Here is a 15540-nt window from a genome sequence, read left to right as displayed (position 1 = left end):
CCGGCCACGACGGCGGCACGATCGTGTTCGAGGGCACGCCCGCCGATCTCGTCGCCGACCGCTCCACCCTCACCGGCCGGCACCTCGCGGAATACGTCGGCGCCTGACGCCATGGCGCCGCCTCGCAAGCACGACACCGATGTGATCCTCGACGCGGCGCGCACGCTGGTGCTCCGCGACGGCCCGCGCGCCGCGGGCGTCGCCGCCATCGCGGCCGCCAGCGGCGCGCCCGTGGGCACGCTGTACCACCGCTTCGGTAATCGCAACGGCGTGCTTGTCGCGACGTGGATTCGCGCGCTGGAGCGGTTCCAGGCGCGGGCGTTGGCGGCGGCGGAGCAGGCTGATCCACTGGAGGCGGCGATCGGAATGGCCGTGGCGACAATCGATTTCGCGCGGGCTGAGCCGGATGACGCCAAGTTGCTGTTGCATCTGCGGCCCGGGGATCTGCTGGACGGGGCTCCGGAGGAGGATCTGCGGGAGCGGTTGGCGCGCATGAACATGCCTCTGATCGAGCATGTGCATCGCCTGACCCGGGACCTTTTCGGGACCGACGACGAGCGGACGACCGACCGTTTCACCCGTGCTGTGGTGGATCTGCCCAACGCCACGCTCCGGCGGCACGCTCGCCAGGGTGATCTGCCGGAGTGGTTGGAGGCCGATGTGGCGGCTGCTACTCGGACGTTGCTAGCCCCTTGATTCCCCCGAGGGGGGAAATCAAGGGGAAGCGAGGGAGCCGGGCCGCAATCAGTTGCCCTGGAGAAGGCGGGCGAGATCAGCGGTCCCGGGGGCGACGGCCCGGATCAGATGCCGTACAGGCGTTCCCAGTTCTCTCGGCTGGTGAGTTCGGGCATGGCGTCGCGGTATTGGCGGGACACCGTGGGGAGTTCTCGGCGGAGGCGGCGGAGGACTCGGTAGGTGCGGAGGAGGAGGGCTCGGGCCTTTGCCTTGTCGCGCTTGCGGATTCGGACGCCGGATTGGGAGGCGTCGGTGACCATGACGTGGTCGAACAGGCCGATGTGCCACCAGTGGGCGTCCTCGCGGGTGACGGCCTTGAGGCCGGGCTGGACGCGGCCGGTCCACTGCTGAATGGCCCGCTTGATCAGGACCAGCACGGGGCGGCTCGGCTCGCCGCCCGCGCGGCGGACCTGGATGTCGGCGTTGCGGATCGGCGCGGTGGCGGCGGGGTGTTTGACGGTCTCCGAGTAGTCGCCGCGGCTGGTGCGGGCCTGCTTCAGCGCCTCCTGGCCGCCGTCCTGGAGGATCCGCGGGCCCTTCAGGAAGTCCTCGATGCCCTGGAGGGTGGTGTGCGCGAGGCCGTACTGCATGCCGACCAGGTATTCGGTGATCTCCCGGAACAGCTTGCGGGTCACGGCCTTCGGATCCAGATCGGTGTGCAGCGCGGAGACGATGAGCGAGTTGCGCGAGGAGAAGTACCGCGCCCAGTCGTCGAAGTCCTTCCAGTAGAAGTCGGCGTGCCACACGGCCGCGTTCGGCAGGGTCACCGTGACGAAGCCGTGCTCCCGGGCGCGCAGCCCGTACTCGACGTCGTCCCACTGGAAGAAGATCGGGATCGGCAGTCCGATGCGGGCCACGACCTCGGCCGGGATCAGGCAGGTCCACCAGGCGTTGTAGCCCGCGTCGACGCGCCGTTCCTGGTTGCGCTTGAGCATGCTGGTGTTGCGCAGCGCCTTCGGCACCTTCTGCCCGTGGCGCAGCAACGGGAGGTTGGTCTCCTCCGCGCCGACGTTCAGGTAGTCGGGGTTGAGCAGGAACAGCATCTGCGCGCCCACCAGCGTCGGCTCGGCCGTCAGATTCGCGAAGGCGTTGAGCCGCAACACCGTTTCCGGTTCGCACAGGATGTCGTCGTCCATCAGGATGACGTCGGCGTGCTCGTTGGCCGCCGACACCTCGTACAGGCCGCGCGTGAAACCGCCCGCGCCACCGAGATTCGGCTGACGCAGGTACCGCAGCTTGTCGCCGAGCCGCGGCTTGGTCTCCTGGAACAGCGGCCGGTCCTCCACCGCGTCCGTGCCCTGGTCCACGACGTACACGGCATCGATGGTCGCCAGCACGGTCGGGTCGGAGGCCAGCGCCGCCACGGTGTGCGCGCAGTCCTCGGCGCGGTTGAACGTGCAGATCGCGATCGCCACCGGCCGGACGCGCTCCGGCGCCACCGCCGACCACTCCAGCTCCGAGATGGTGAGATCGCCGCCGACGGCATCGAATTCGAGCCACAGCGCGCCGCCGTCGACGTACTGATCCAGCGCCGCGCGCAAGACGACGCGGCCATCGGCGCGCACATCCGCGGTATCGATGATCCGGCGGTGCCCCGCGATATCGGAGGCGGCGAGCCGGATGCGCGCCCGGTCGCCGACGGTCAGGGTCATGGCGACCTCGACCTCGGTGACCGTGGTCCAGCGCTGCCAGTAGCTCGCGGCGAACCGGCCGAAATACGTGTTGGTGTGCGCGGTCGCACCCTTCTCCAACCGCAGCGACAGCCGCTCCCGCCCGACCTTGCCCTTGGATACCGCATACATCTCGGCGCTGATCTTCGCGGCCGGAGCGGCGAATACGCCGCGCTGCAGCACCAGTCGCTGCGGAGCCTGGTGATCGCCGTGCAATGTGGCGGGGGCGGGGTCGGCGAGGAGCCGGTCGTTCTCGGTTGTGGTCACGGCCTGCCCAGCCGACTGGTCCATATCGCGGTCCCTTTTTGTTGTGTTAGATGGCGCCGCCTCCGGCGTCGCGGATTCGCGGCGACCATTATCTCCATCTCAGGCGTCGGCGGCGGACGGGGCCGCCTTCTCACCGGTGAACACGAATTTGTCGTACGCCCAATACCGGAATACCACCGCCACGACCTGGCCGACCAGCGTGCCCGAGATATTGTCCGCTAGGGGTGAGGACAGCTCCAGAACGTAGCGGGAAAAGCCCAGGCAGCCCAGCTGCAAGCCGATGGCGATCACGTTGAATACGGTGTACAGCACATATTCGCGGGCCGGGCTGCCGCCCTTCTTGTGGGCGAAGGTCCACCACTTGTTCCCGAAGTAGGTGACCACCGTGGCGACGCCGATCGCGATGATCTTCGCCGGGAGCGGAGCGTGGTACATCACGCCCTCGCCACCCCAGAACACCAGCAGGTTGTAGGTGCCCGCGTCGACGAGAAAACCGATCGCCCCGACCACGAGAAACGCCCCGCCCTTGCGTAAAGCGGCGGATACCTTGGTGAGCAGGGGCGCAGCGGCCGGATCGGCCGCGGTTTCACTGCTGGTCACTCCGGGCACGGTACCGCATCGAATGACACAGTGAGGGTTGGCGGGCGCATCCGGGCCGCTCCCCTGTACCCTCCCGGTGTTCCGTATTTCACCGTCCGAATCAACACGAGGAACTGACGGGGTGGACCCCACCGAGCTTCGCATCGCCGCAGTCGTGCCCTGCCACAACGAGGAGGCCGCGGTCGCCAAGGTCGTCACCGACCTCAAGGCCGCCGTGCCGGGCATCGTCGTCTACGTCTACGACAACCTGAGCACCGACGCCACGGCCGACCGCGCCCGCGAGGCGGGGGCGCTCGTGCGCACCGAGCACACCAAGGGCAAGGGCAATGTCGTGCGCCGCGCCTTCGCCGATATCGAGGCCGACATCTATCTGATGATCGACGGCGACGACACCTACGACGCCTTCGCCGCGCCGGTCATGATCAAGACCCTGCTGGACGGCCCCTACGACCACGTCCTGGGCGTGCGCAAGCAGAACGAGGGCGAGAACGCCTACCGGGCCGGGCACGAATCCGGCAACAAGGTGCTCAACGGCGTGGTCGGCAAGGTGTTCGGCGAGAACGTCGAGGACATGCTCTCCGGCTACCGGGTCTTCTCCCGGCGGTTCGTGAAGAGCTTCCCGGCGGTGTCGCGCGAATTCGAGATCGAGACGGAGCTGACCGTGCACTCGCTGCATCTGCGGGTGCCGCAGACCCAGGTGCCGGTCGGTTTCCGTGACCGCCCCGCCGGCAGCGAGAGCAAGCTACGCACCTATCACGACGGCTTCAAGATCCTGGCGCTGATCGTCGGCCTGGCCCGGCACGAGCGGCCGGTCGCGTTCTACGGCCTGTTCGGGACGCTGTCCTGGCTGGTGTCGATCATCCTGATCACCCCGATCGTCGTGCAGTACTACGAGATCCACCAGGTGCCGCGCTTCCCGACGCTGTTCTTCGGCCTGACGCTGCTGCTGCTGGGCAGCCTGGCGTGGACCGCGGGCCTCATCCTGGACGGCATCCGCCGGTCCCGGCACGAGGCCGCGCGGTTGATGTACCTGCGGTACTCGGCCGCGGGTACGGAGGCCGGTGACCGCATCGGCGAGACGCGCCGATGACGACCGAGGCCCGCCCGGAAAGCGTGGACGGGCAACAGCCAGGCACCGTGGGCGGGCGGCAGTCAGGCACCGTGGACGGGCAACAGTCGAGCACCGTGGACGGGCGGCAGTCAGGCACCGTGGACGGGCAACAGTCGAGCACCGTGGGCGAGCGGCAGTCGAGCACCGTGGGCGAGCGGCGGTCCGAGGACGGCCACGAGACAGTCGCCGAGGCTGCGGAGACGCCCCCCGGAGTCGATCCGCTGCGCCGGGCCGGAGGGTGGGTGCGGGAGCGCATGGGTGCGGCCACGGCCGCGTTCCTCGTCGTCGCCACGCTGTTCGGGGCCGTCTGGGCGACGGTCACCCCGGCGTTCTGGGGCCACGACGAGATCACGCAGTTCGGCCGGTCGTATCAGGTCGCGCACGGCGGATTCCTGCCGCAGCGCATCGCCGACGATCGCGGTGTCGCCTACGGCGGCGACATCCCGCTCTCCATCGACGGCCTGATGAGCTACGCCTTCACCGACTACAACCGCCGGCCCCCCGAGCCCGAGCCGATGGCCGCCGACCGCGTCTCCTACCGGCTGCTGGAATCGGCGCCCGTGACCACGGACGCGACGAAGCCGGTCTGGTTCACCAATACCGCGGCGTACTCCCCGATCCCGTATGTGCCCGCGGCCGTGGGTATCCGGCTGGCGGAGGCGCTGGATCTCGATGTCGGCGGCATGATGCTGCTGACGCGGCTGGCGGGCCTGGCCGCCTATCTGATCATCGTCGGATTCGCGCTGTGGACGTTGCGCGGATTCCGGTGGCAGTGGCTGGCGTTCGCGGTCGCGGTGCTGCCGATCGCGCTGTTCCAGGCCGGGACGGTCACCGCCGATACGGTGACCAACGCGCTGGCGCTGCTGGTCTCCTGCCTGCTGGTGAAGGGCCTGTTCCTGGGCGCGCGGCTGTCCCGCGCGGAGGTCGCGGTGGCGCTCGCGGCGACGGTCCTGCTGCCGCTGTGCAAGCCGACCTACGTGCTGCTGGCCATGCTGACCGTGCTGATTCCGGCTCGGCAGTACGGCTTTTCGAGCTGGCGGCGCTGGATTCCGTGGGCCTGCGCGGTGATCGGCGCCGGGGCGTTCGCGGTGTGGATGAAGATCGCCGCGCCCACCGGTGACGGCATGGGCCTGATGCGCCCGCCCGAGCAGTGGCATTCGGTGCGTCCGGGTGATCAGCTGCACGGAATCCTCACCCACCCCGTGGATTTCCTGAACACCTTCGTCGAGAGCATCTGGCTGCGGGATCAGCGCTGGTTCACCCAGTTCTTCGGGGAACTCGGCTTCGCCTACATCGACGTGCCGGCGGTGTCGATCCTGGCCTGCCTGCTGGCCTTCGCGGTGGGGCTGGGCATCGCCGAGCGCCTGACCTCGGATCGGCTGCGCACCTGGGTCGTCGCGCTCACCGTGCTGGCGAGTATCGCGATGATCTACGTGACGCTGTACATGTCGTTCACGCCGGTGGGCTACTACCTCATCGACGGTGTGCAGGGGCGGTATTTCGTGCCGCTGGCGATCGTGGCCTTCGCGGTGCTGCTGCGGTGGATGCCTGTGCGGCTGAGCGATATTCGGGGGATCACCCCGGCCAAGGGGCCTGCGATCGTGATCGTGGTCGCCACGGTGATCGCGCTGGCGGCAGCCGTCGCGAAGTACAACTACCTGGTCTGGGGCTGAGTTACAGCACCTTTTCCCCGGCAGCTGCATAGGCCTGCTCGGTGAGGTCCTTCTGTGGCCGCCACCAGTCCTGGTTCTCTCGGTACCAGCGGATCGTATCCGCCAGCCCCGCACGGAAATCCGCGAAGCGGGGTTCCCAGCCGAGTTCCGTGCGCAGGCGGGTGGCGTCGATGGCGTAGCGCTGGTCGTGGCCGGGGCGGTCGGTGACGTGGTCGAAATCGTCGGCGTCCCGGCCGAATTCGGCGAGGATCAAGCGGACGACGGCCTTGTTGTCGAGTTCGCCGTTCGCGCCGATCAGGTAGGTCTGGCCGATGCGGCCGTGCTCGAGCACCGCCCATACCCCGCGGTTGTGGTCGTCCACGTGGATCCAGTCGCGCACCTGGTGCCCGGCGCCGTACAGCCGCGGGCGGACCCCGTCGATGAGGTTGGTGATCTGGCGCGGGATGAACTTCTCCACGTGCTGGTAGGGGCCGTAGTTGTTACTGCAGTTGGAGATCGTCGCGCGCACACCGAACGACCGCACCCACGCCCGCACCAGCATGTCGCTGGACGCCTTGGTCGCCGAATAGGGACTCGACGGGTTGTAGGCGGTGGTCTCGTCGAAAGCGGGGTCGCCGGGTTCGAGATCCCCGTAGACCTCGTCGGTGGAGATGTGGTGATATCGCACGTCGTGCCGGCGCACCGCCTGCAGCAGCGAATACGTGCCGACGATATTCGTCTGCACGAACGGCAGCGGCTGCGCCAGCGAGTTGTCGTTGTGTGATTCGGCGGCGAAATGCACCACGGCGTCCACGCCGCCGACGAGCCGATCCACCAGTTCGAGATCGGCGATATCGCCGTGCACGAAGTCGATGCGGTCGGCGACCGGCGCCAGCGAGGCCCGGTTACCGGCATAGGTGAGCTTGTCCAGCACCACGACCCGGGTATCGGGCCGCTCGGCCAGGGTCTGGTGGACGAAGTTGGCGCCGATGAATCCGGCGCCGCCGGTTACGAGCAATCGCACGATCGTCAAGCCTATCGGCTGGCTCCGGAGCGCGGTCACGGGCTCGTGTTCCGCGTGCGGCGTCCGTATTGTCGGGTGAGAATTGATGACAGATGGCTCTACCGGGTCGGCACCCATTTTGTACCGGTCGCCCTTTATTACGGGACGCAAATAACGATCCGGTTACCCAGGTCACCCTTACGCTGTGACCTTCAACACAGACCGACTGGTTCGGACATCTGTACGCAGCGTAAACGCCGCCCGGAAACCCCTCTCACACTGGGTGTTTCCACAACCCGACCGACCGCAAGAACACGATGGTGAACAGAATTTGAATGAACGGTCACGGCAGGTTCACCGCTCGTTAGCTGGCTTCCATTTCGATTCCTCATGTCCCCCTACGAACCACTCTCTACCGAGGTTCCACAAAAATGCTGATGAGGAAATTCGCCGCGACGTCGGTCATGCTGATCGCCGCGATCGGCGTGACCGCCGGCACCGTCAACGCGGCACCTGCCGCCGACGAGGGCGCGGTCAACTACAAGGCGACCACCACCGAGACGAACACGGTCATCTCGACGGATTCCGGCTCCCTGGTCAACGAGAACGGCGTCTTCAAGATCAAAGCCGCCAATGGAACCACCCTGGCCGGCACCGATCTGTCGTTCCGCGTCGACGACTACGTGTTCCCGATCGCTGCCGACATCTCCGGCAACACCGCCACCCTGACCCCGCAGTTCGACCTGCAGCACGCGAGCTACCAGCCCGTCGCGCTGCCGTTCGAGGACCAGGCCCCCTGGAAGACCCCGTACGACCGTGAGCTGGCCGCCTTCACCCGCCTGAAGGACACCATCTCCACCGGCGCCACCATCGGCACCCTGGTGGGTGGCATCGGCGGCGGCGCCATCGGCTGCGTGCTCGGTGGCATCGCGGGCGCGACCGTCGCCTCGGCCGCGATCATCGGCCTGTTCGGCGCGTTCATTCCGGCCGCCGCCATCGGCTGCCTCGGTGGCATCATCGCCATCGGCGCGCTGGGCACCCTGGCCGGCCAGCTGCTGATCACGGCCCCGGTCGCGATCGCCGCCGCGGCGCAGTACTTCACGACCATCAACCAGCCGTTCGTCCCGCCGGCCAAGTAGGCCGGTCGGACCGCACGGTTCTGCCCCAGCACCCCCGCACAGCGCCGGCTGTGCGGGGGTGCTGCCGGTTCAGGCGGTCCGCGCGATGCTCCCGGCCTCGATCCGGGCCCGCACGAACCGCGTCACCCGGCCCAGCGCGGCGCGGCTCTCCGGCAGATTCGGCACGATGCTCGCGAACGCGTGCACCTGCCCGCGCCACAGCTCCAGCGAGTTCGGCACCCCGGCCGCCGTGAGCCGGCGCGCCATGAGTTCGCAGTCGTAGCGCAGCAATTCGTCCTCGCCGACGATCAGCAGGACGGGCGGCAGCCCCGCCAGTGCACCGTCGACCGGGGAGGGTTCGGCGTCCGGGCCGAACGCGCCGTAGCGCACCATCTGTTCCAGCGCCGACAGCGGGATATAGGCGTCGCGGGCGGCGGTCGGGCAGTCGCGCTTGGCCGCGCAGTTCAGATCCAGCGCCGGGGACAGCCCGACCAGTCCGGCGGGCGCGGGCAGCCCGGCCGCGAGGGCCCGCAGCGCGGTCGCGAAGGTGAGGAAGCCCCCGGCCGAATCCCCCGCGAAGACGATGCGCGCGGGATCGGCGCCGTGCCGCAGCAACCACCGGTACGCGGTGAGGCAGTCGTCGACCGATCCGGCGATGGAGGTGTCCGGGAGCTGGCGGTACGCGACGTTCAGTACCGGCAGTCCGGTGCGCCGGGCGAGGGCGGCGGCGATCGGCCGGTGCGTGTCCAGCCCGCACAGGAAGAAGCCGCCGCCGTGCATATACATCACCGCGCCGTCCCGCAGCGATCGGCGGCCGCCGCCGGGACGCAGGATCTCCATGCGAAAGCCTTTGAGCCACACCTGTTCCCGCTCCACTCCGGACGGGCTCGGGCGCAATCGCGCCAGCGCGTCGACGACGGCGCTCGCCGCGGGCATCGTCAGCGGGGTGATCGGGAAGTGCCGCACCACCGGACGGACCAGGCCGCGGCACGCCAGCCACAGCGCCCGGGACGTCAGGCTGCCGCCGTCCGGATTGACCACGACACCCGGCTCACTCGGGAACTCGCCTCGGATCGCCACCATCGCGCACCTACCTCACTCCGGCGCACCGAGCGGTCGGCAGCCGGGATCCGGCGGGCGAGCTGTCGGCGCTGACAACGTGACCTAGGAATATGGTCGCCGCGATGGCGTCCCCGTAAACCGTTGTGATCATTTCGCGGTCGAGTCGGAACCTCGTCGAGCCCGGGTGGACCGCGAATGGCAGACTGCTGTGACATGCGCGGAATCATCCTGGCCGGTGGCACCGGGTCGCGGCTGCACCCGATCACCCGAGGGGTGAGCAAGCAATTGGTCCCGGTGTACGACAAGCCGATGGTGTACTACCCGCTGTCGACGCTGATGCTGGCCGGCATCCGGGAGATCCTGGTCATCACCACCCCGGAGGATTCCGCGGCGTTCGACCGGCTGCTCGGTGACGGCTCCCAGCTCGGGCTGTCGATCCGCTATGTAGTGCAACCGGAACCGGACGGCCTCGCCCGGGCCTTCGTGCTCGGCGCCGACCACATCGGCAGCGAATCGGCGGCGCTGGTGCTGGGCGACAATATCTTTCACGGTCCCGGCCTGGGCACCCGGCTGCGGCGCTTCGAAAGCATCGACGGCGGGGCGGTATTCGCCTATCAGGTCTCGGACCCGACCGCGTACGGCGTGATCGAATTCGCGAAGGGCAAGGCCATCTCCATCGAGGAGAAGCCCAAGGTGCCGCGATCCAACTACGCTATCCCGGGCCTGTACTTCTACGACAACGACGTGGTCGAGATCGCCCGCGACCTGCGGCCCTCGGCGCGTGGCGAATACGAGATCACCGATATCAACCGCGCCTACCTGGAACAGGGCCGGTTGTCGGTGGAGGTGCTGGCCCGCGGCACGGCCTGGCTCGACACCGGAACCTTCGACTCGATGCTCGATGCCGCCAACTACGTGCGGACCATCGAGGAGCGGCAGGGTTTGAAGATCGGGGTGCCCGAGGAAGTGGCCTGGCGGATGGGCTTCATCGACGACGAGCAGTTGTGCCGGCTGGCCGAGCCGCTCGTGCGATCGGGGTACGGGAAATACCTGCTCGGTCTGCTCGAACACGGGCGGGACTGGGATCAGCGCTGATGAGTATGCGGATCCGGGAATTGTCCGTTCCGGGCGCCTGGGAGTTCACGCCTACGCTGCGCGGCGACGCGCGGGGGGTGTTCGTCGAATCGTTCAAGGCCTCCGAATTCGAGAAGGCGGTCGGGCGGCCGTTCGACCTGTTGCAGGTCAACACCTCCACCTCCGCGGCGGGCGTGCTGCGCGGCATCCACTACACCGAGGATCCGCCCGGGCAGGCGAAGTACGTGACCTGTGTGCGGGGCGCGTTCCTGGACGTCGTGGTGGATCTGCGGCAGGGCTCGCCCACCTTCGGCGCCTGGGACGCGGTGCTGCTGGACGATGTGGATCGCCGCTCGGTGTTCCTGTCCGAGGGCCTGGGGCACGCGCTGCTGTCGCTCGAGGACGACTCCACGGTCACGTATCTGTGCTCGCTGGAGTACACGCCCGAATTCGACCGTGACCTCGACGCTTTCGATCCGGACCTGGGTATCGGCTGGCCGACGGTGGGGCGGGACGGCAAGCCGCTGAAATTCACGCGTTCGCCGAAAGACGCTGCGGCGCCGAGGCTGAGGAGTCTGCGAGGCTAGTTTCCGGCCAAAAGCATGCCGGAAACAACAAAAGCATGCCGGGAACGAGGGGAACAATGCCGCACAGCAAACCGCGGTGGGCGAATCGTGTTCGCCCACCGCGGTTTCAGACTCCCCGGCCGCTCGGTCAGGCAGCCAGTTGCAGTTCCCGGTCCGCCTCGGCGACCGGGGTCGGCCGCTTGGGCAGGAAGTGGGTCAGCGCGATCACCGCGCCGATGACGCAGACCACGCCGGCGAAGATCAGGCCGGGACGGTAGCTGTCCAGCACCGCGGCGGGCGAGGTGTCGGTGTGCTGGGTGGGCCCGGGGGACGAAGACGCGGTGATGATCGCGGTGTTGATGGCCAGCACGATGGCCGCCCCGACCTGCATGGAGGTCTGGAGCACACCCGCCGCCAGGCCCTGTTCCTCGTCGGAGATGCCATTGGTGGCCTGGATGTTGATGGCGGGGAAGCCGATCCAGCCGATGCCGATCAGCAGTACCGCGGGCAGGATCACACTCAGGTAGGAGGGTGTGGTGTCCAGCCGCAGGAACAGCAGGTAGCCGATGCTCATCACGACCATGGTGACCGCGATGATCGGGCCGGTGCCGAACCGGTCGACGATCTTGTCGGAGAACACCGACGACAGCGCGACCAGCAGACCCACCGGCAGCAGGGCCATCGCCAGCTCCAGCGCCGACCAGCCCAGGGTGTCCTGCAGGAACAGGGTCACGATGAACTGCCAGCTGAAGTAGGACCCGGCCAGCGCGACGATGACCAGGCTGGCCCGCGCCAGCGACACCTTGCGCAGGATGCCGAGCCGGATCAGCGGGTGCTTGACCCGGTTCTCCACCGCGACGAACGCCACGAACAGCGCCACCACCGCGGCGAACGAGCCGACGGTCCGGGCCGAACCCCAGCCGGCCTCCGGGGCCGAGACGACGGTGAAGACCAGCAGCAGCATGGCGGCCGTGGAGAACAGCGCGCCGAGCAGGTCGTGCCCGCCCTCCTGCGCCGGCTTGTCCCGCGGCACCAGGAAGGCGGCGGCGACCAGGGCGGCGATGGCGATCGGCACGGGCAGGAAGAAGGTCCAGCGCCAGCCGAGGCCGGTCATCAGGCCGCCGAACACCAGGCCCATGGAGTACCCGCCCGCACCGAACACGGTGTAGATGGACAGCGCCTTGTTGCGGGCCGGGCCCTCGGCGAAGTTGGTGGTGATGATCGACAGGCCGGTCGGCGCGGTGAACGCCGCGGCCAGGCCCTTGACGAAACGGGTCAGGATCAGCAGCGCGGCGGAGCTGACCAGGCCGCCGGCCAGCGAGGCCAGCGCGAAGACGGCGAGGGCGATCAGGAAGACCTTGCGCCGCCCGAGCAGGTCGGCGGTGCGCCCGCCCAGCAGCAGCAGGCCGCCGTAGCCGAGCACGTACCCGCTGACCAGCCACTGGAGAGTGGAGGTGCCGAGACCGAGTTCGGTGCCGATGGACGGCAGCGCGACACCGATCATCGACACGTCGAGACCGTCGAGGAACAGCACGATGCACAGGGTGATCAGCATTCCCCACATCCGTGCCGGCCACCGGGTACCGGCCGCCGCCGCGGCGGCCGGGAGTGTTGCTGTGGAAGTCATGAGTTGGGACAGTACATGCGTGCGCATTAAATGTGCAAGCATTTAATGCGGTTGCATGATTTGACGGTGGACACTAAGATGTGGGCATGTCCAAGTCGACAGCGTCCGTCGACCGGCCCGCAGCCCTCGAACAGGCGGTACCGGCCGGACTGGTGAGCAAGTGGCGCACTCTGCTGTCCCAGCACGCCGATGTGTCCTGTGCGCTGGAGAAGGAGCTACAGGGCCGCCATCAGATCGGCCTCAGCGAATTCGAGACGCTCGACCGCCTCGTCGACGCCCACTGCGAGACCTACCGCATGAGCGACCTGGCCGGCGACATCTACCTGAGCCAGAGCGCCCTGTCCCGAGCGGTGGCCCGGCTCGAGCGAGACGGCCTGGTCAGCCGCAGCATGTGCACCGACGACCGGCGCGCGATCTTCGTCTGCCTCACCGACAAGGGCCGCGCCCTGCACGCCTCGGCGGCGCCCACACACCGGGAAGTTCTCGCCCGCACGCTCAGCTGAGCGCGGACGGCCGCACTTCGGCCGGAATCGACTCAGCAGGCCGCCAGGGCCTCGTCTATGGCCGCGCGGGCTTCCACCGATGCGGCCCGGATACCACCGAAAGCCGCACGGTAGCGGTCGATTTCGTGGTCCTTGTCGAAATACGCGGAGCCGGTGAAGGTTTCGACGTACACCACCGGCGGCTCGGTCAGATCGCCCGCGGTGTCGGGGAATTCGAGCAGGACGAACCGGCCGGACTCCATGCCCGCGTGGTATTCGCAGTCGTTCGGCACCACGCGAATGTCGACATTGGGCCGCTCGGACATGCGGCGCAGGTGGTCGAGCTGGGCGGCGTGCACGTCGGCGCCGCCGATCCGGTGCCGCAGCAGCGATTCGGTGAGCACCGCGGACACCCGTGCGGGCGATTCCGGCCGGGTGAGCACGGACTGGCGGGCCGACCGCAGCGCCACCCGGCGATCGAGTTCCTGCGCCGACATCTCCGGCCGCGCGGCGGCCAGGACCGCCCGCGTGTAGCCCTCGGTCTGCAACAGGCCGGGCACCAGGCCGTTCTCGAAGGTCGACAGCCTGTCGGCCGCCTCCTCGAGGCCGATGTACACCTCGAAGCCCTCGGCGATCACATCGCTGTACTCGGCCCACCAGCCGCGCGCCTTGGTCTCCCGCGCCAGCGCGGTGAGCGGCTCGACGAGTTCGGCGGGTGCGCCGTAGATCTTGCACATGGCCTCGACGTCGAGGCTGCGCAGCGAGGTCTGGCCGGTCTCGATGCGCCAGATCTTGGCCTCCGACCACTCCAGCCGCTGCGCGGCGACCCGGGTGGTCATCCGCGCGCGATTGCGCAGATCGCGAAGCTGGCGGCCCAGCTGGCGCCGCGGCATCGTCGAACCGGTGATCCCCTGCGGTAAGCCCATACTTCCCCCTCCGTCCCGTGCGCCGATCGTACTCGCTCTCACAGCCCACCGAACGGCCCGAATCTCACGCGTGCCCAGGGTCGAATCGGACAAGCAATCGGATTGTTGCACAGCCGAACCAGAGCCGGATACCGCCAATATCACTATGAGTAAGGGTAGTGTCTCAGTCACGTCTGCGTCACCGCTGGGACAACCCGCGCTCACTTCCGCTGCGGACGCCTCCGGAAACGCCAGAACTGCACTGCCCGAACGTCTTCGGAGAGCTGATTGACCGGCTCGGCCACCTCGGACAGTGCCCGGAAGAGATCGTCGGCGAGATCGTTGATGTGCTCGACCCGGCTGGCCAGCCGCGACGCGTTCACGAGGAATTCCAGGGCCAAGCGCACCGACGCCGCCATGGTCAGCCCCAGCGGCACCGCCACCAGCACCGCGAACGCGAGGCCCAGCAGCATCGAGACGTGCCAGAGCAGCACGGTCAGCACGATCGGGACGCCGCAGGCGAAGGACAGGCCGAGGATGTAGGCCAGCGGCAGCAGGGTGCGCGTCGCCGGGCGGTGGAACTGCACGTCGATCAGGGCGCGCAGGGCGGCCAGGGCCCACGCGGCGAAGGCGCCCGGGCTGCGGAACGGCTCGGCCGGCCGCTCCTCCGCCGCCGCCTCGTCGTCCAGATGACGCGTCAAGCGTCGGCTCGTGGACTCTTTCCAGGTGATGATCTGGGGTTCGGCCTCGTAGTCGTCCGCGACGTTCCCGACCGGTCCGAGAGGCTCGTCAGTCATGGCTCCGATCCTCTCCCTTACACTTCGCCGGGGCAACGAGCAGGGTCACAAGCGTTCTGTTGGGAAACTTTCAGCCGCAACGCATTCGATTCACAGGTGAGCGGACGACTGTGACTTCGGGCCTGCGACGAGGCCGATCGGCAGCGGCAGTGCCGCCGAATCCATAGCTGTCGGGAATCAAAAGGTGATCTTGTGATGAATTCGATGACGAGCAAGAAAGTTTCGCAAACGTGTAACGCGGCGTCCCACGTGGCCCGATACGTCCCATGAACACCAACGCAGGACCCAGATCTACCCGGGGAATGGAGAAGCAAGTGCGTACGACGTTTCCGCCTTCCGTTCGTGCGGCCGAGCTGGCCGCCAGCGCGCAGGACTACATCCAGCGCGGTTGGACGGTCGCCGAAACGGCCAACGGCATCTGCCTGATCACCGACGAGAACGTTTCCGGCATCGAAGTGACCGGTGAACTCGCGGCGACCGTGCGCCGGTACCTGCGGGCGAACAACATGACCGGTCCGGTGATCGAGATCCCGGGCGCCGAGCGCCGCGAGATCCACCTGGTCACCGGCGTCCGCAATGCCGCGATGGCACTGGAGGCGCTGCGCGCGGCCGAGGGCGTCACCGTCTACACCGACGGCGAGGGCATCCCGCTGCCGCCGACGCAGCTGTCGGCCGCCGGCTCGGCCGACTGGGGCGTGGCGCCGAACGAGGCCCGCTGGCTCCCGCCGGTGGTCGCGATCGGTGCGGCCGTCCGCGCGGCCCGGTCGAAACAGCGCAAGCCGCGGCTCGCCCGCATCGCCAGCTGACAGGTTCGACAGACAGCTCAGTAACCACCGAAACCGCGGGGGCCCACCGGGTTCCCGCGGTTTCC

The 15540-nt window shown here is 68.3% G+C and carries 15 protein-coding genes; 8 read left to right on the top strand and 7 right to left on the bottom strand.

Annotation, left to right across the window (positions count from 1 at the left end):
- Positions 1-111 precede the first annotated feature (111 nt).
- A complete protein-coding gene (locus ON41_RS02085; RefSeq protein ID WP_040744425.1) occupies positions 112-696 on the top strand; it encodes a TetR/AcrR family transcriptional regulator in 585 nt (194 codons plus the stop codon).
- A 104-nt stretch (positions 697-800) separates the two neighbouring features.
- Here ON41_RS02085 and ON41_RS02080 read toward each other — a convergent pair whose 3' ends face one another.
- Entirely contained in the window at positions 801-2696 is a 1896-nt protein-coding gene (locus tag ON41_RS02080) for a glycosyltransferase (RefSeq protein WP_083905063.1), read from the bottom strand.
- Positions 2697-2771: 75 nt separating this feature from the next.
- On the bottom strand, positions 2772-3272 hold the full coding sequence (locus tag ON41_RS02075) for a GtrA family protein (RefSeq protein WP_051160859.1): 501 nt from the start codon (positions 3270-3272) through the stop codon (positions 2772-2774).
- A 121-nt stretch (positions 3273-3393) separates the two neighbouring features.
- Here ON41_RS02075 and ON41_RS02070 point away from each other — a divergent pair, with 121 nt between their 5' ends.
- On the top strand, positions 3394-4362 hold the full coding sequence (locus tag ON41_RS02070; RefSeq protein WP_040744424.1) for a glycosyltransferase: 969 nt from the start codon (positions 3394-3396) through the stop codon (positions 4360-4362).
- Complete coding sequence (locus ON41_RS02065; RefSeq protein WP_083905062.1) at positions 4359-6056, top strand: DUF2142 domain-containing protein; 1698 nt, start codon at positions 4359-4361, stop codon at positions 6054-6056. The genes ON41_RS02070 and ON41_RS02065 overlap by 4 nt, the downstream gene beginning before the upstream one ends.
- Position 6057: 1 nt before the next feature.
- Here the strand turns inward: ON41_RS02065 and rfbB are convergent, their stop codons facing one another.
- Positions 6058-7059: a dTDP-glucose 4,6-dehydratase gene (rfbB, locus tag ON41_RS02060; protein WP_040744632.1), complete on the bottom strand. Its 1002-nt coding sequence runs from the start codon at positions 7057-7059 to the stop codon at positions 6058-6060.
- Between the two features lie 410 nt (positions 7060-7469).
- Between rfbB and ON41_RS02055 the strand changes: the two genes are divergently transcribed.
- Positions 7470-8177, top strand: coding sequence for a DUF8020 domain-containing protein (locus ON41_RS02055; RefSeq protein ID WP_040744423.1), 708 nt, complete (start codon positions 7470-7472; stop codon positions 8175-8177).
- 69 nt (positions 8178-8246) lie between these two features.
- Here the strand turns inward: ON41_RS02055 and ON41_RS02050 are convergent, their stop codons facing one another.
- Positions 8247-9239, bottom strand: coding sequence for an alpha/beta hydrolase (locus tag ON41_RS02050; RefSeq protein ID WP_083905061.1), 993 nt, complete (start codon positions 9237-9239; stop codon positions 8247-8249).
- 192 nt (positions 9240-9431) lie between these two features.
- Between ON41_RS02050 and rfbA the strand changes: the two genes are divergently transcribed.
- Both rfbA and ON41_RS02040 read left to right on the top strand, forming a co-directional pair.
- Positions 9432-10313: a glucose-1-phosphate thymidylyltransferase RfbA gene (rfbA, locus tag ON41_RS02045; protein ID WP_040744422.1), complete on the top strand. Its 882-nt coding sequence runs from the start codon at positions 9432-9434 to the stop codon at positions 10311-10313.
- Positions 10314-10318: 5 nt separating this feature from the next.
- Positions 10319-10879 (top strand): dTDP-4-dehydrorhamnose 3,5-epimerase family protein, encoded by a 561-nt coding sequence (locus ON41_RS02040; protein WP_040744628.1) that lies wholly within the window; start codon positions 10319-10321, stop codon positions 10877-10879.
- 127 nt (positions 10880-11006) lie between these two features.
- On the opposite strand, the gene ON41_RS02035 is transcribed toward ON41_RS02040, so the two are convergent.
- Positions 11007-12485 (bottom strand): MFS transporter, encoded by a 1479-nt coding sequence (locus tag ON41_RS02035; RefSeq protein WP_040744627.1) that lies wholly within the window; start codon positions 12483-12485, stop codon positions 11007-11009.
- 86 nt (positions 12486-12571) lie between these two features.
- Here ON41_RS02035 and ON41_RS02030 point away from each other — a divergent pair, with 86 nt between their 5' ends.
- The gene (locus ON41_RS02030; RefSeq protein ID WP_040744421.1) at positions 12572-12988 is read left to right on the top strand and encodes a MarR family winged helix-turn-helix transcriptional regulator; all 417 of its coding nucleotides are present in this window, start codon (positions 12572-12574) and stop codon (positions 12986-12988) included.
- A 32-nt stretch (positions 12989-13020) separates the two neighbouring features.
- Here the strand turns inward: ON41_RS02030 and ON41_RS02025 are convergent, their stop codons facing one another.
- The gene (locus ON41_RS02025) at positions 13021-13893 is read right to left on the bottom strand and encodes a helix-turn-helix domain-containing protein (RefSeq protein ID WP_040744420.1); all 873 of its coding nucleotides are present in this window, start codon (positions 13891-13893) and stop codon (positions 13021-13023) included.
- Positions 13894-14093: 200 nt separating this feature from the next.
- Complete coding sequence (locus ON41_RS02020) at positions 14094-14669, bottom strand: DUF4282 domain-containing protein (protein ID WP_040744419.1); 576 nt, start codon at positions 14667-14669, stop codon at positions 14094-14096.
- Between the two features lie 314 nt (positions 14670-14983).
- On the opposite strand from ON41_RS02020, the gene ON41_RS02015 reads away from it, so the two are divergent.
- Complete coding sequence (locus ON41_RS02015; RefSeq protein ID WP_040744625.1) at positions 14984-15475, top strand: hypothetical protein; 492 nt, start codon at positions 14984-14986, stop codon at positions 15473-15475.
- The last annotated feature ends 65 nt before the right edge of the window (positions 15476-15540 follow it).

Source organism: Nocardia transvalensis NBRC 15921, from assembly GCF_000308875.1.
Classification (GTDB): domain Bacteria; phylum Actinomycetota; class Actinomycetes; order Mycobacteriales; family Mycobacteriaceae; genus Nocardia; species Nocardia transvalensis.
This window is presented reverse-complemented; position numbering and strand designations above follow the sequence as displayed.

Excerpts from the sequence above, each read along its gene's own strand:
- ON41_RS02085 (WP_040744425.1), top strand. The coding sequence starts at position 112 with ATGGCGCCGCCTCGCAAGCACGACACCGATGTGATCCTCGACGCGGCG.
- ON41_RS02080 (WP_083905063.1), bottom strand. The coding sequence starts at position 2,696 with ATGGACCAGTCGGCTGGGCAGGCCGTGACCACAACCGAGAACGACCGG.
- ON41_RS02065 (WP_083905062.1), top strand. The coding sequence starts at position 4,359 with ATGACGACCGAGGCCCGCCCGGAAAGCGTGGACGGGCAACAGCCAGGC.
- ON41_RS02055 (WP_040744423.1), top strand. The coding sequence starts at position 7,470 with ATGCTGATGAGGAAATTCGCCGCGACGTCGGTCATGCTGATCGCCGCG.
- ON41_RS02050 (WP_083905061.1), bottom strand. The coding sequence starts at position 9,239 with ATGGTGGCGATCCGAGGCGAGTTCCCGAGTGAGCCGGGTGTCGTGGTC.
- rfbA (WP_040744422.1), top strand. The coding sequence starts at position 9,432 with ATGCGCGGAATCATCCTGGCCGGTGGCACCGGGTCGCGGCTGCACCCG.
- ON41_RS02040 (WP_040744628.1), top strand. The coding sequence starts at position 10,319 with ATGCGGATCCGGGAATTGTCCGTTCCGGGCGCCTGGGAGTTCACGCCT.
- ON41_RS02035 (WP_040744627.1), bottom strand. The coding sequence starts at position 12,485 with ATGACTTCCACAGCAACACTCCCGGCCGCCGCGGCGGCGGCCGGTACC.
- ON41_RS02030 (WP_040744421.1), top strand. The coding sequence starts at position 12,572 with ATGTCCAAGTCGACAGCGTCCGTCGACCGGCCCGCAGCCCTCGAACAG.
- ON41_RS02025 (WP_040744420.1), bottom strand. The coding sequence starts at position 13,893 with ATGGGCTTACCGCAGGGGATCACCGGTTCGACGATGCCGCGGCGCCAG.
- ON41_RS02020 (WP_040744419.1), bottom strand. The coding sequence starts at position 14,669 with ATGACTGACGAGCCTCTCGGACCGGTCGGGAACGTCGCGGACGACTAC.